The following is a 14014-nucleotide window of genomic DNA, read 5'->3' as shown; positions in this document are numbered from 1 at the left end:
AGCGGCCGAGCGCCTGATCGGGGGCCGGCTCGGACGCGGGCTGATCGCCAGACCCCCTTTTTTCGCGCCCGCCGCATGTTGGTGGGCGCGCACGATGGTGGAATCCACGATCAGGTACTCGAAATCGGGATCATCCGACAGCGCCGCGAAGATGCGCCACCACACGCCCTTCTGGCTCCAGCGGCTGAAGCGGCGGAACACGCTGTTCCACTCACCGAACGCAGCGGGCAGATCACGCCAGGGCGCGCCGGTGCGCACGATCCACAGCACGCCTTCGACGAACATCCGGTTGTCGCGCCCGGTCGAGCCGCGCTGATCGGGACGTCCGATGATCAGCGGTGCCATCCGCTCCCACTGCGCGTCGCTGAGAACCAAGCGATCCTGAACGCTCAAGGCTGTCCTCCAAAAGACAGCCTTGAATCACGCCTCCCGCTGAACGTGAACCCCAACAGTCCACACACCCTAGTCGAGTTCGTGGAGGACGCCGGCTGTGAGGCCGTCGAGGCCACCAGCGTGGTCGAGGCGATCCAGATCTTGGAAACCCGCCTCGATATCCGCACGGTGTTCTGTGACCTCGACATGCGCGGCTCGACTGCCGGGATGCAGCTCGCCACGCTGATCCGTGAACGCTGGCCGCCGCTGGAACTGCTGATGATCTCCTCGCAGCCGTGGGACACTTCTCAGATCCCTGCGCGCGGCGTGGTGCTCGGCAAGCCGTTCGACCGGCGCAAGATCGTCAAGGCAATCCAGGCGTTTGCCGCTTAGCCAGTTGGCGGCCAATGGGCGGCCGTGGCCAAGGGTGGCAACTGCCGGTGTGGAACTTGCCGGGAGGCTAGTACTCATAACTCAGGATTTTCGTAGATTGCCGTTGAGCGTGACCGTTCAATAAGTTATGCTCTACGGAAATCATCTACAAAAAAGAATGCCCGAAACCGCCTCCCGTACCCTCGGTTACGCCCGCGTCTCCACCGTAGGCCAGACCCTCGCCGCGCAGCTCGACCAGCTTCGCGCCGCCGGGTGCCGCCCGATCTTTCAAGAGAAGGTCAGCGGGGCGAAGGCTGACCGTAAGCAGCTCGCCCTCATGCTGCGCGGGTTGCAGGTGGGGGACGTGGTGACAGTGACAGCCATCGACCGGCTGGCGCGGTCGGTGTTCGACTTGTTCGCCATCGTGAAGCGCATCGAGGACGCGGGCGCAGTGTTCCGGTCGCTGCGCGAGCCGTGGGCCGATACCACGACCGCCACGGGGCGGATGATGGTGGCCGTGATGGGCGGCATGGCCGATGTGGAGCGGGAAATCATCTACACCCGCACCCAGGAGGGCCGCGCCCGCGCCAAGGCGGCGGGGGTGAAGCTCGGCCGTCGACCGAAGCTCACGCCCGAACAGCGCCGGCAGGTGGTCGCCCAGCTCAAGGACGGGGCGCAGAAGGCCGACCTCGCCCGCACCTACGGCGTGAGCTGGACGACGATCCACCGCGAGCAGCAGCGCGCGGGGATTTGATGCCGATCCGCCGCGAGCATCGCCACTTCTACCCCATCGACTGGCCGCAGCTCTCGGCGGTTATCCGCTTCGTGCGGGCGCAAGGGCGCTGCGAGGGGTGCGGACGACCGCACATGCAGGACGTGCAACACCTTGGCGACGGGCGATGGTGGGATCCTGAGGTGATGCGCTGGCGCGACGGGTGGGGCCGCCTACAGCGGCACACCCTGCCCGCCCCCGAGGTCATGGCGGCCGGCCGTGTAAAAATCACCCGCGTCGTGCTGGCGACCGCGCACCGCAACCATGACACCGCTGACAACTCTGACGCCAACCTCGTTGCGTTCTGCCAGCGCTGTCACATGCTACACGACCGGCCGGAGCATCAGCGCCGCAGACGCATTACCCTTCGTGCGCGAAAGGCTATCAGCGACCTTTTCGGCGGGCGCTATCCGTGGCTCGACTAACTGTTGGCCAAGTCACCAACCTCCAGTTGACAAACGGCCCTAGGTTCCTACTCTGTTCTATCGTCGCCAGCATAAACTTGCGCGACGGGGAGCGCAGATGCAGGATTTCGTCACCCAGTATTGGAGCCAGATTGTCAGTGCAATCGGAGGCGCCATCGGTGGATCATTACTCACCTTCACACTCACGAGAAACAATGTCAAAGGCGCTGGTTCCGTGGTTGACCAAAGCAAGTCGCGCGTCGGCCGTGACCAAATCGGCAACATCACCGAGTGAACAGGCAGAAAAAAATGAGCATCAGTTGAGTGTGTCTGGGCTGACTTCCGAAGCAAATCAGAGCGGATCAAACGTTGGTCGCGATCAGATTGGGAACTATAGCGTAACCCACAACCATGTAACATCTACTCAAAGCAACATTGATACTTTTCTTGCTAAGTTGCAGGCCGAAATGGAAAGCAACTTGCAAACAGTCGAGTTGATCAACCGATTGCAGCGGTTTACTCAAGTGAAGCCTTATGATGGCGCAATCGGTCTTGAAGCTAAGTTGAAGGTCGCGGGACGAGAGTATGAATTCGATAATGCTTTGGAAATGAAGGAGCTGTTCGTAAAGTTGCTCGAACGATTTTCGCACTACGCGTCAGCACAAGAAATATTGGCTTATCTCCTTGCACGGGCCGAATATGGCTTCAATCAGTTCGTCTATCCCGAGATTTCAGAGCTGCGAAAGATTGAGATAAATAGAATTGTTGATGAGCGTATTATAGCTCCGACAGTGGAAGAGTGCAGTGCGAGCGTTCTATCTATCGATCACAGCGTCGCCATGGGAATGATTTATTGGCTTGCTGATAAATGTCATGTCCGGTGGCATTCATGATTCAACTAACTTTTCAGCCAGCCCTAGATCCTTTTCACACCGTGTTTCGGTACTTCCGACTGCGAGACGGGCTGGCGGCAGGTTTTGCTCTGCAATATGAAAAATTTAAAATTATGGATTTCTATCTTGTATTTCCATTTCTGATTTCGAGCATTCGACTGAGTAGAGGGCATCAAAAATATAAGAAAATGGCTGAAAAATATGGCCATCTAAAACCATATGGGGAATTGCCTGACCCTCATAATTTATTCTCACGTATGGAGCCTATGCACGATGCGGCGGCTCAATCGATGGTAGTAAAAAGATACTTTTCCGGCCAGTATTTTACTGATGGAGAAATTAAATCAACCGAACGCGAAACGCCGAACGAGATACTAGTTCGAGTTCGTGAAGCTAATCAGCGGCAAGATGATTTGATGGGTTTTATGAATATTCTCTTGTCAGACTATGATACGACTGGTCCAAACGGGTTGAAAGCCCGCACGGGTTTGATCGAGTATCGCTATGATACGATTTAACCCAACTATAATTGTTAGACGCGTCGTGATTATGCGCGGCGCGCATGCTGTATATGACGAGCAGTTTCATGAGGGCGTCAACGTTATCCGAGGCGAAAATTCCTCAGGTAAGTCGACCGTGCTCAATTTCATTTATTACGGTATTGGTGGTGATCTTACCGCTTGGAGCGAAGTAGCGCTCCTATGCTCACACGTAATTGTCGAAGTCGAGCTTAACGGAATTAGGGCTACGTTAAGGCGAGAAGTTTCAGCGCAGGCTGGCGTTGCAATGGAGATTTTTGGTGGATCCTTTGATGATGGGCTGAAGGCTCCACGAGATGCTTGGAAGCGCTACCCTTACCGGCGCTCCCCATCGCAAGAAAGCTTCTCGCAAGCTCTATTTCGCCTTCTTGGTTTGCCTGAAGTTCTAAATGAGCTGTCCGGCAACATTACTATCCATCAGATATTGCGGCTGCTTTATGCAGATCAACTAAGTCCTGTAGATGATCTCTTTCGCTTCGAGCGTTTCGATCAAGCAGCACTTCGCGACACGATCGGCAGACTGCTTTGCGGCGCTTATGCTAATAACCTTTATGACAATGAGCAGCGCATCAAGCTCTTAACTCGCGAACTTGACGAGGTTCTGTCGGAAATCAAAGGCCTTTTCACCATTTTGGGCAGCAACAATATTGTTCCTACCTATGAATGGGTTACAGCGGAGATTTCAAACCTAAAGTCTGATCTTCGGACGATGAATGACAAAATCGAGCTGGCAGAGAAGGAAGTGTTTATCTCAGAGGGTAACGATCAGCTCACGTTAGCCGAGCAAAACAAGAATTATGTTGAGGTTCAGAATTTACAGAAGCAAATCTTAATCGAGCGAGCCAAATTCGACAAATTGCAATTCGACATAGCCGACTCTGCAATTTTTATAAAGACCTTAGAGAATAAAATAGAGGCGCTCAGAGATGCTGCCATCACCGCAGATCATTTTGGTGATGTCAAATTCCACACTTGCCCAGCTTGCTATGCAGTGGTCGGTGAGCAGGATATCAACTCAGCGCATGCTTGCCATCTTTGCAAATCGCCGTTCGATTTTGACTTGGTTCGCGAACGCATCGCGGGAATTATCAATGAGAACGCCATTCAAATTAAGCAGTCTCAAGTTTTGCAAGCTAGGCGGCTCGAAAATGCTGAAGCACTGAGGGTAAAAAGCGAAGATTTAGAAGCTCAATGGCGACATGCTTCAGCTCGACTAAGTCAACTGCAGCGGTTGCCTTCGTCGGCTGCAAGACAAAAACTTCGAGAATTGCATCGGCAAGTAGGGTATGTAGAAAGGCAGATCGAAGATCTGGATCGTCAAGCAGGTCTCATCTCTGTGATCGGGTCGCTCACCGAACAACGAGACAAACTCAATGGTGAGATCGGCAGCTTACGAACGGAAAACGAAGGCCTTGTCTTAGCTCAACGCAACAGGCTCTCGCGCGCTTACACCTTGATCGCTGAAAAGATCAAGGTCTTGCTTACTCAGGACTTGCGGCGACAAGACAGCTTTGAAGATCCCAAAGCAGTGAATTTTACATTTGCTGATAATAAAATTGTAGTTGATGGGCAAAGCTATTTCTCAGCTAGTTCCCGAGCAATTCTTAAAAGCTGCTTTTGCCTTGGATTTTTGGAAGCGGCAGCATCGGATCCTGGCTTCCGGCACCCGCGCTTTGTCATGATCGACACGCTAGAGAATATGGGCGTCGAAGCGATACGAAGCCAAAATCTACAGATACAAATTGCGCGAATTTCTGCAGGGCTGAAAGTTCAACATCAGATAATCTTTGCGACGGCGATGTTAGAGCCCGAGCTTGACGATGAGCAATTCACAGTGGGTCGGTACTCGACGCGAGATGAGCCAACCCTCGCCATAGTTCCATAAAATCAGATACCCGACGTTCCAAACCCCCACATCCGCGTGGGTCGAGAAGGGTGCGTTGTTGGCAGAGCCGGCTCCATGCCATGTCGAAATGGAAGTTGAGGGTCCGCGGTCGCGCCTTCTGTCCGCAAGCCGGTGCTCCACTGGACGCTTCCAGTTACAACCCGTCTCGGACCCTCGGAAGGTCCGCTTGTGACTGGCTCGGATGGGGCTAGACCCTCGGCACCGGGTGCCTCGACACTCTGATCGAGACCCATTCGAGACATCAGAAGCGTCTCACGGCGCCGCCTCGCCCGGGTATACCCAAACACCATAGGGTTCCGACTTCGTCAGAACCTTTGACACGGGACGATCGGCGCTCCATCTGAGGAACCGATGGGGATGGAGCTCCCCGACAACCGCCCTCGCCGAGGGCTGATGGCTCCTACCGCGAGGGTGTGATCCGTCCGCCCGCGGTAGGAGCGCGCCTCCACCGCGGACCGACGACCGAGCCCTCTCAAACGATGGGGGCCGGGACCGTGGACTTTCTGATCGTGATGCTCGGGGCGGGGCTGGGCGGCGGGGCGCGCCACGGCATGAACGTCGCGGTCGCGCGGCTAGCACCCGGCGTCGGCTTTCCCCTCGCCACCCTCCTCATCAACGTGCTCGGCTCGTTCCTGATGGGTGTACTGGCCGAGGCGTTCGTCCTGCGCGGGGCCGACGGGCACCCCGTGAAGCTCCTGCTCACCACCGGCGTGCTCGGCGGCTTCACTACCTTCTCGACCTTCTCCCTCGACGCGGTAAGCCTATACGACCGCGGTCAAGTCGCGGCCGCCGCCCTCTACGTGGTCCTGTCCGTGGCCGGCGGCCTCGTCGGCCTGGTGGCGGGCCTCGCGCTGGCCCGCGTCGCGCTGTTCGGAGGCGCGCCGTGAGCCGCGCCCTCGCCCTCGTCCGCCACGGGCAGAGCACGGCAAACGCCGCCGGCGAATTCACCGGTAGCCGGGACGTGCCGCTGACGCCGCTCGGCCGCGAGCAGGCCCGCGCCGCCGGCCGGCGCCTGCTAGAGCGCGGCCTCTACCCCGACACGGCCTTCTGCTCGACCCGCACGCGCACCGCCGAGAGCGCCACGATGATCCTCGATGCGCTGGGCCGCTCCGCCCTCCCTGTCGAGCCCGCCGCCGCCCTCGACGAGCGCGACTACGGCGCGCTCACCGGCCTGACCCACGCCGAGGCCGAGGCGCGCTGGGGGGCCGAGCAGGTTCGGGTCTGGCGCCGCGCCTTCGCCGATCCGCCGCCGGGTGGCGAGAGCATTCGGGACACGCTCGCGCGGGTCGCGCCCTATCACCTCACGCGCATCCTGCCCGCGGCGATGCGGGGCGTCGCCCTCGTCGTCGCCCACGGCAACTCGCTGCGCGCGCTGGTCACTGCCGTTGAGGGGCTGTCGCCGGGCGAGGCCGAGCGCCTCGAAATCCCGACCGGCTCGCTCCGGCTCTACCGGCTCACGCCCGACGCAACGATCGAGGGCCTCGCGGTTCTCTCCTGAGGCCGACACCGCCGCGAGACGACTGATGGAGACGCGCATGTCCGACTCGAACCACCGCGATCCGGACCCGGAGCTGGAGGACATCCGGCAGCTCGGGCTGATCGAGCACCAGCATCGCAAGGCTGCGCGCAAGCTCGGCGTCTCGCACGGGACGATGGCCGCGATCTGGCTCCTCATCGTAGCGGTGCTGGTCGTAGTCCTCGTCGGGCTGTTCCTCGCCGCGCGCTGAGCCGGGAACCGCCGGTTCGCGCATCCGGCGCCTATCCCCCCGAACGGAGGAGCGCCGCGTGCGCGCCGACGCCGACCCGCAGACCGTGCAGATCCTCGCATCGGCCCGGCGGCTGCTCGGCGACCCGGTCGAACTTCATCCGCTGACCTCGCCGTACGCCCATCGGCGCAGTGTGCATTCAATCAATCTAGCAGATTGAAACGATCTCAACGTTCCGTTGGATCGAACACATGGCGAGAGCGATGATCGCCTCATCATCGAAGCACGGGGCGAGCCGATCATGACGACCACCATCCAGCGCGTCGCGAGACCGGCAGGCTTCGAGGGCCTGCGCCGCACGCTGCCGGGTTTCGTCCTCTGCCTCGCCGTCACGGCCGCCGCCGTTGGGCTGGAGATGGCCGAGGAACACCTGTTCGATCGCGCATGGCTGGAGGCGCTCGTGCTGGCCATCGTGCTGGGTACCGCCGTGCGCACAGCCTGGAACCCCGGTCCGCGCTTCTTCCCCGGCATCGCCTTCGGCGCCAAGACCGTGCTGGAGGTCGCCGTCGTCCTGCTCGGCGCATCTCTGAGCGTCGCCACCCTGCTCGCCGCCGGCCCCGGCCTGCTCGTGGGCATCGCCGTCGTCGTGACGCTCGCCATTGCGGCGAGCTACGGCATCGGCCGCGCGCTCGGCCTACACCCCAGGCTCGCCATCCTGGTGGCCTGCGGCAACTCGATCTGTGGCAACTCCGCCATCGCCGCCACCGCCCCCGTCATCGGCGCCGAAGCCGAGGATGTCGCCTCCTCCATCGCCTTCACCGCCGTGCTCGGCGTCCTCGTCGTACTCGGCCTGCCGCTGCTCGTGCCGCTGCTCGGCCTGTCGCCGATGCAGTACGGCGTGCTGGCCGGGCTGACCGTCTACGCCGTGCCGCAGGTGCTGGCCGCCACCGCGCCGGTGGCCGCGCTGAGCGTGCAGGTCGGCACGCTGGTCAAGCTGGTGCGCGTGCTGATGCTCGGCCCCGTGGTGCTGGCGCTGTCGCTCGGCGCGAGCCGGCTGCGCGAGGAAACCGACGTGGTAGCCCCGCACGTCACCGCGGGCGAGCGGCCGAAGCGCGGGCGCGTGGCGCTGCACCGGCTGGTGCCGTGGTTCATCCTGGCGTTCCTCGCGATGGCCGGCCTGCGCTCGGCCGGACTGATCCCGGGGGCGGCGCTGCCCGCGATCGCGGCGACCGCCAACGTGCTCACCATCGTCTCGATGGCGGCGCTGGGGCTGGGCGTCGATGTGCGCAGCGTGGCGGGGGCGGGGGCGCGGGTGACGCTCGCCGTGGTCGCCTCGCTGCTGGCGCTGACCGCGGTCAGCCTCGGCTTGATCCGCGTCCTCGGCATCGCCTGAGGCCGCGCGACCCGGCTGCGTGAGACGGTTCACACTTGGTTCGATCGTTCTACCAAACCGATCGAAACGAGCATTTCTTACCATTGGATGCTGGTACCCGGAGAAGATAGCTTCTCGGCACTGTGAAGCGGCCTCTCGAACGCGCCGCCCTGGAGGAACGGTCTTGGACACGTACGCCCTTTCCCGCCGCGCTGTACTCGCCGGCCTCGGTCTCGGCGGCCTCGCCGCTGTCGCGCCCGCCCGGGCCGCTGGCTCGATACGCCTGCCGCTGCCTGGCGGGCCGGACGAGCGCGCGCTGACCACCGCCTTCCCCGGCAAGGGGGAGATGATCCTCCAGCGCACCACCCCGCCGCTGCTGGAAACTCCGTTCGAGGTGTTCGACGAAGGCGTGTTCACCCCCAACGACCGCTTCTTCGTCCGCTGGCACTGGGCCGGCATCCCCACGAGCGTCGACGCGGATGCCTTCCGCTTGAAGGTTCACGGCCACGTCGACCGGGAACTGTCGCTCTCGCTCGACGAGATCGCCCGCCTGCCGCGCTTCGAGATCGCGGCGGTCAACCAGTGCTCGGGCAACTCGCGCGGGCTGTTCGAGCCGCGGGTGCCCGGCGCGCAATGGGCCAACGGCTCGATGGGCAACGCCCGCTGGACGGGCGTCCGGCTGCGCGACGTGCTGGACCGGGCCGGCGTGAAGCCCGGCGCGGTGCAGGTGCGCTTCAGCGGGCTCGACGAGCCGGTGGTCGACGACGCGCCGGACTTCAAGAAGGCCCTGGAGATCGACCACGCCCGCGGCGGCGAGGTGATGATCGCCTACGCCATGAACGGCGAGCAGTTGCCCCTGCTCAACGGCTTCCCCTTACGCCTCGTGGTGCCGGGCTGGTATTCGACCTACTGGATGAAGATGCTCTCCGACGTCGAGGTGCTGGAGAAGCCCGACGAGAACTACTGGATGAAGACGGCCTACCGCATCCCCGACGTGCCCGGTGCGAACATCAAGCCCGGCCAGACGGGGTTCAAGACGGTACCGATCAACAAGATGGTGCCGCGCTCGTTCGTGACGAACCTGCGCGACGGCGCGCGCGTGCCGGCCGGCGGCCCGGTGGCGGTGCGCGGCCTGGCGCTGGGCGGCGACTGCGGGGTGAAGGCGGTCGACTTCTCGGGCGATGGCGGGGCGACGTGGTTCCCGGCCAAGCTCGGGTCGGACGAAGGGACCTACAGCTTCCGCCGGTTCGAAGGCAGCCTTCCGGCGCTCTCCGCCGGCACGCACACCGTCAAGGTCCGCTGCACCAACGCGAACGGGCTGGTGCAGCCGATGGACCCGGTCTGGAACGGAGCCGGCTTCATGCAGAACGGCGTCGAGACCGTGTCCTTCCAGGCCGCCTGAGGAGACAGCCATGACCATCGCCCGCATCATCCTGATCGCCGCCCTCGCGCTGCCGTCGACGGTTGCACTATCCGCACCCGCCGCCGAGCCGATGCGCTTCAAGTCCGAGGCGATCGAGCTGCCGACTTCGGAGCGGATCTTCCCGGACGGGCCGGGGGCGGAAGCGATCAACAACAACTGCGTGGCCTGCCACTCGGCCGGGATGGTGCTGACCCAGCCCAAGCTGACGAAGGCGCAGTGGACCGAGACGGTCAACAAGATGGTCCACGTCTACAAGGCGCCGGTGGACCCGGCCGACGCCGCGGCCATCGTCGACTACCTCACGGCCCTCAAGCCCGCGCCCTGACCCCCGGTCGGGACCACGGGCCCCGGCCAGACCGACCCCGGTAGCCCGGACCGACGATCCCACAGCCGCGGCGGCCGCACGGCCGAACCACTCGTACGGACGCGCGCCGCCCGCGGCGCCGACCCGTGACCACGCCCAGAGGACACGACCGGAACCATGACCAAGTCCACGACCCGTACCGGCCTGCGCGCCCTGCTCGCCGGCGCCGCCCTGCTGCTCGCCCAGGCCACCCCCGGTCTCGCCGCAGGCTTCGACGCGGGCATCAAGAACAACAGCCTCGCCCTCAGCCCCGACGGGCGCACCGCCGCCGCCTCGAACAGCGAGGAGGGCCGCGTGCTCGTCTACGACGTGGCTTCGGCCAAGCTCGCCCGCACGCTCTCGGGCTTCGTCACACCGCGCAACATCGTGTTCAGCCCCGACGGCGCCCGCTTTTACGTCTCCGACAGCGGCACCGGCCGCGTCACCGCCTACGAGACCGCCACGGGCAAGGAGGTGATGGTCATTGCCGCCGGCCCCGGAGCCTTCGGCACGGTGCTCTCGACCGACGGGGGTACGCTCTACGTCAACAACCAGGCGTCGAGCACGGTCGCCGTGTTCGACACCGGCACCGGCCTGCCCAAGGCGGTGGTGACCGGCTTCAGCCAGCCACGCCAGGGCGTGCGGCTCTCGCCGGACGGAAAGACGCTCTACGTGACCAACTTCCTCGGCGACAAGATCACCGTGGTGGACACGGCGACCGACAAGCCGACGGGCGAGATCGCGGGCTTCGACAAGCTGCGCGCCATCTCGATCACGAAGGACGGCAAGACGATCTTTGCTGCCAACAGCGGGCGCGACTCGATCGGGGTCGTCGATGTGCCGGAAAAGAAGGTCGTCGCGGAGATCCCGGTGGGCAAGGACCCCTACGGTGCGGCGCTGACCCCGGATGGGAAGTTCGTCTACTCGGGCAACCTCAAGGACAACACCTTGTCGGTGATCGACGCGACGAGCCGAAAGGTGGTGGCGACGGTCACCGGGCTGAACGAGCCGAGGCAGGCGATCGTGTTCTCGCCCGATGGGACCAAGGCGTACGCGCTCAACCGCGACCTGAGCGTGGCGGTGGTCGACCGGGCGAGCAACGCGGTCGTGTCGACGATGAAGCCCTGACGCGGGGCCGCGCCGCCGGGACCCGGGTGGTCCCGGCGCGCAGCCGCCCGGAAGAGAGGAACGACTGATGCCTAACCAGCCCGCCCGCGACCTTCCCGAGCGCATGGCGCGCCTGATCGTGCACGAGCGCGCGCCCTACAACGCCGAGCCGCCGCTGGACCGGCTGCGCGTGTCCTGGCGCACCGCCGCCGTGGACTTCTACGTGCGCTCACACGGGGATCTGCCGGCGATCGACGCGAGGACCTATCGCCTGGAGGTCGGTGGGGCGTTGGGCCGAAAGCTGTCCCTTTCGCTCGCCGAGATCCAGGCGATGCCCCAAACGACCGTGACGGCCACCCTGCAATGCGCAGGTAACCGCCGCGCCGACCTGCGCGCGGTCGCCCCGGTCTCGGGTGATCCCTGGGATGCTGGCGCCATCGGCACTGCCGACTGGACCGGCCCCCGCCTCGTCGAGGTGTTGACGGCGGCCGGGTTCGACATGGCGAGCGCGCGGGAGGGCTTGCATGTGGCCTTCGCGTGCCATGACACCGTCGATGGAGAGGACTACCGCTACGGCGCCTCGATCCCGTTGGCCAAGGCGCTGGCGCCCGAGACGCTGCTCGCCCACACCATGAACGGCGCAGCCCTGCTGCCCGAGCACGGCTTTCCGTTGCGCGCGGTGGTGCCGGGGTACGCCGGGGTGCGCAGCCCGAAATGGCTGGCCTCGATCACCGTCCAGGACCGCCCGTCCGACAACCCGATCCAGGCCAACGACTACAAGTTTCTGCCGCCGCAGGTCGATCCGGAAGGCGTCGGCCCGGACGATGGCATCACCATCGAGACCATGCCGCTCAACAGCGCGATCTGCGAGCCTGCCCGCGGCGCGGCGCTGGCGGCAGGGCGCACCACCGTACGCGGCTACGCGGTGTGCGGCGATCGCGCGGTGGCGCGCGTCGACGTGTCGGGCGATGGCGGGCGGCACTGGGTGCAGGCCCGGTTGGAGGAGGCCGCGCCGTTCGCCTGGACGTTCTGGTCGGCTGAGATCGATCTGCCGCCGGGCGAGCACGAGCTCGCGGCGCGCGCCTGGGACGCGGCCGGCCAGACGCAGCCGGCCGCTCCCGACGACACCTGGAACCGCAAGGGCTACCTCGGCACCGCCTGGCACCGCGTACGGGTCACGGTGGCCTGAAGCGGCTCACGGGCCCGCGTCGCGGATCACGTCGAGCAGGGCGTCCGCGGCCCGGCTGCGATAGCGCTCCTTGTGGCGTAGCATCGAGAAGGTGCGGGCGGGCAGTGGGAACGGGGCGACGACGAGGGCACCGGTGGAGAGCGTGCCCGCCACGACGGCCTCCGATAGCACGCTCGCCCCGGCGCCGGCCTCCACCGCGGCCAACACCGCCTCGTTCGAGGGCAGCTCCAGCGCGACGGTCAGCCCCTCCGGCATGATGTTCACTGCCGCCAACGCCGCCTCGAAGGCCGAGCGGGTGCCCGAGCCCGCCTCGCGCAGCACGAAGGGGTGGGCGGCGAGGTCTGCGGCGGCGATCGCCGGGGCGGCGGCCCACGGGTGGTCCGGGGGCACCACCAGGACGAGGCGATCCTGAGCCACCGGGGTGGCGGATAGGGCGGGGTCGTCCACCGCACCCTCGACGAAGCCGAGTTCAGCCGCGCCCTCGCCGACCGCCCGGGCCACCTCGGCGGTGTTGCCGACAGCGAGGCGGACGGCGACGTCCGGGTAGGCGCGGCGGAAGGCGACGAGGTGGCGGGGCAGCCAGTGGCCGGCGATGGTCTGGCTGGCGTGGACGCGCAGGGTGCCGCGGCGCAGGCCGCTGAGATCGGCGAGTACCAGCTCGGCGGCCTCGGCGCGGGCGAGCACGGCGCGGGCCTCGCCCAGAAAGACGCGGCCGGCCTCGGTCAGCTCGATGCCGCGCCCGACCCGGTGGAACAGCTTGACGGCGTGGCGGGCCTCCAGGGCGGAGACGGCGCTGCTGACGGCGGACTGGACGATGTTGAGCGCCTCGGCGGCGCGGGTGACGTGCTGGCGCTCGGCCACGGCGACGAAGATGCGGAGCTGATCGAGAGTCATGGACGCGCGAGCCTGCCCGACGATGAGCGACAGGCGGAAGGCTACAGCATCAAGCTCCATAACAGCCGCTTAGCCGAATGGGCGACCACTACAGGTTCCATACGCGCATTTTATGCGAATGCCCGGACTGCGAGAGAGATCGCGTCCGCTTCTGGGCGACGAGCCAATTACCGCTCCTCGCCTTCCCCGGTCGTTCCCGGTGCGTCCGGAGGGGGGTGGTCGAACGGATGCTTCCGGTGCGACACCTCGGCCGCATCTCCGGAGTAGACATAGAGGGTAGCAGCCGATCCGCCGGGACCTTCGCATAACAATCCATTAGGGAACGGCTTGGCCGGTCCAGCTCCTTCGCATACTACACGCATATATAGCTGAAGCTTGGGGATTTCTACGCGCCTCGCACGATCTGGATGGCTGGCTCCAGCAGGTAGGGCGAGCCGGGCAGGTGAAGCCCATCCCCCTCGCGGCGCACGCTGATCGCGTAGCCGCGCCGCAGCGCGAGGCGACCCGCCGGTAGATCGAGCGCGAAGCCGCACCGGCCCGTGCCCAGGCCTTCGATCGCCAGATCCTCGCGGAACCGGTCCGCCCGGCACCGCCCCAGCACCCGCCGCTCGATCGCCACGAGGACGGTCACCGGCACGTTCGGCGCATCGCTCTCCCACGCCCAGCCGGCGATCCGCCGGTGGGTCAGCGTCCCGACATGTCCGAGCAGCGCCACGGACGGG

18 protein-coding genes and 1 riboswitch are annotated in these 14014 nt (G+C 64.5%); of the genes, 15 read left to right on the top strand and 3 right to left on the bottom strand.

The genetic code is table 11. From position 1 onward, the window contains the following. Positions 1-393: IS5 family transposase (locus Q8W71_RS27035; protein ID WP_305528398.1), on the bottom strand; the 393-nt coding region annotated here is incomplete at its 3' end. A gap of 45 nt (positions 394-438) precedes the next feature. On the opposite strand from Q8W71_RS27035, the gene Q8W71_RS27030 reads away from it, so the two are divergent. The 15 genes from Q8W71_RS27030 to Q8W71_RS26960 all read left to right on the top strand — a co-directional run bounded on the left by Q8W71_RS27030 (position 439) and on the right by Q8W71_RS26960 (position 12398). Further along, positions 439-765 (top strand): response regulator, encoded by a 327-nt coding sequence (locus Q8W71_RS27030; protein ID WP_305528508.1) that lies wholly within the window; start codon positions 439-441, stop codon positions 763-765. Between the two features lie 157 nt (positions 766-922). Beyond that, positions 923-1498, top strand: a complete 576-nt coding sequence (locus tag Q8W71_RS27025; RefSeq protein ID WP_305528507.1) for a recombinase family protein — start codon at positions 923-925, stop codon at positions 1496-1498. Then, the gene (locus Q8W71_RS27020) at positions 1498-1941 is read left to right on the top strand and encodes a hypothetical protein (RefSeq protein WP_305528506.1); all 444 of its coding nucleotides are present in this window, start codon (positions 1498-1500) and stop codon (positions 1939-1941) included. The genes Q8W71_RS27025 and Q8W71_RS27020 overlap by 1 nt, the downstream gene beginning before the upstream one ends. Before the next feature lie 194 nt (positions 1942-2135). Next, the gene (locus tag Q8W71_RS27015; protein ID WP_305528505.1) at positions 2136-2813 is read left to right on the top strand and encodes an ABC-three component system protein; all 678 of its coding nucleotides are present in this window, start codon (positions 2136-2138) and stop codon (positions 2811-2813) included. Then, on the top strand, positions 2810-3331 hold the full coding sequence (locus Q8W71_RS27010; protein ID WP_305528504.1) for an ABC-three component system middle component 5: 522 nt from the start codon (positions 2810-2812) through the stop codon (positions 3329-3331). Before Q8W71_RS27015 ends, Q8W71_RS27010 begins: the two co-directional genes overlap by 4 nt. 31 nt (positions 3332-3362) lie before the next feature. Beyond that, positions 3363-5237, top strand: coding sequence for an ATP-binding protein (locus Q8W71_RS27005; protein WP_305528510.1), 1875 nt, complete (start codon positions 3363-3365; stop codon positions 5235-5237). Positions 5238-5602: 365 nt separating this feature from the next. Beyond that, positions 5603-5668, top strand: a riboswitch (Fluoride riboswitch). A gap of 84 nt (positions 5669-5752) precedes the next feature. Further along, on the top strand, positions 5753-6145 hold the full coding sequence (gene crcB, locus Q8W71_RS27000; protein ID WP_305528503.1) for a fluoride efflux transporter CrcB: 393 nt from the start codon (positions 5753-5755) through the stop codon (positions 6143-6145). Then, positions 6142-6756 carry a 2,3-bisphosphoglycerate-dependent phosphoglycerate mutase gene (locus tag Q8W71_RS26995; RefSeq protein WP_305528502.1) on the top strand — a complete coding sequence of 205 codons (615 nt, stop codon included), beginning with the start codon at positions 6142-6144 and terminating at the stop codon, positions 6754-6756. Before crcB ends, Q8W71_RS26995 begins: the two co-directional genes overlap by 4 nt. A gap of 37 nt (positions 6757-6793) precedes the next feature. Continuing rightward, positions 6794-6985 (top strand): hypothetical protein, encoded by a 192-nt coding sequence (locus Q8W71_RS26990; protein ID WP_305528501.1) that lies wholly within the window; start codon positions 6794-6796, stop codon positions 6983-6985. A 58-nt stretch (positions 6986-7043) separates the two neighbouring features. Beyond that, positions 7044-7184: a hypothetical protein gene (locus tag Q8W71_RS26985; RefSeq protein WP_305528500.1), complete on the top strand. Its 141-nt coding sequence runs from the start codon at positions 7044-7046 to the stop codon at positions 7182-7184. An 81-nt stretch (positions 7185-7265) separates the two neighbouring features. Next, positions 7266-8357: a YeiH family protein gene (locus tag Q8W71_RS26980; RefSeq protein ID WP_305528499.1), complete on the top strand. Its 1092-nt coding sequence runs from the start codon at positions 7266-7268 to the stop codon at positions 8355-8357. 163 nt (positions 8358-8520) lie between these two features. Continuing rightward, a complete protein-coding gene (locus Q8W71_RS26975) occupies positions 8521-9738 on the top strand; it encodes a molybdopterin-dependent oxidoreductase (protein ID WP_305528498.1) in 1218 nt (405 codons plus the stop codon). 10 nt (positions 9739-9748) lie between these two features. Beyond that, positions 9749-10084 carry a cytochrome c gene (locus tag Q8W71_RS26970; RefSeq protein WP_305528497.1) on the top strand — a complete coding sequence of 112 codons (336 nt, stop codon included), beginning with the start codon at positions 9749-9751 and terminating at the stop codon, positions 10082-10084. Positions 10085-10240: 156 nt separating this feature from the next. After that, positions 10241-11230: a WD40 repeat domain-containing protein gene (locus tag Q8W71_RS26965; protein WP_305528496.1), complete on the top strand. Its 990-nt coding sequence runs from the start codon at positions 10241-10243 to the stop codon at positions 11228-11230. A 67-nt stretch (positions 11231-11297) separates the two neighbouring features. Continuing rightward, the gene (locus Q8W71_RS26960) at positions 11298-12398 is read left to right on the top strand and encodes a molybdopterin-dependent oxidoreductase (protein ID WP_305528495.1); all 1101 of its coding nucleotides are present in this window, start codon (positions 11298-11300) and stop codon (positions 12396-12398) included. A gap of 6 nt (positions 12399-12404) precedes the next feature. Here the strand turns inward: Q8W71_RS26960 and Q8W71_RS26955 are convergent, their stop codons facing one another. Further along, positions 12405-13292, bottom strand: a complete 888-nt coding sequence (locus tag Q8W71_RS26955) for a LysR family transcriptional regulator (RefSeq protein ID WP_305528494.1) — start codon at positions 13290-13292, stop codon at positions 12405-12407. A 385-nt stretch (positions 13293-13677) separates the two neighbouring features. After that, positions 13678-14007, bottom strand: a complete 330-nt coding sequence (locus Q8W71_RS26950) for a hypothetical protein (protein ID WP_305528493.1) — start codon at positions 14005-14007, stop codon at positions 13678-13680. Between the last annotated feature and the right edge of the window lie 7 nt (positions 14008-14014).

Origin of the sequence: Methylobacterium amylolyticum (genome assembly GCF_030700245.1) — a bacterium.
Classification (GTDB): domain Bacteria; phylum Pseudomonadota; class Alphaproteobacteria; order Rhizobiales; family Beijerinckiaceae; genus Methylobacterium.
The sequence above is the reverse complement of the archived record's forward strand: the minus strand, read 5'-3'. Positions and strand labels throughout refer to the sequence as shown.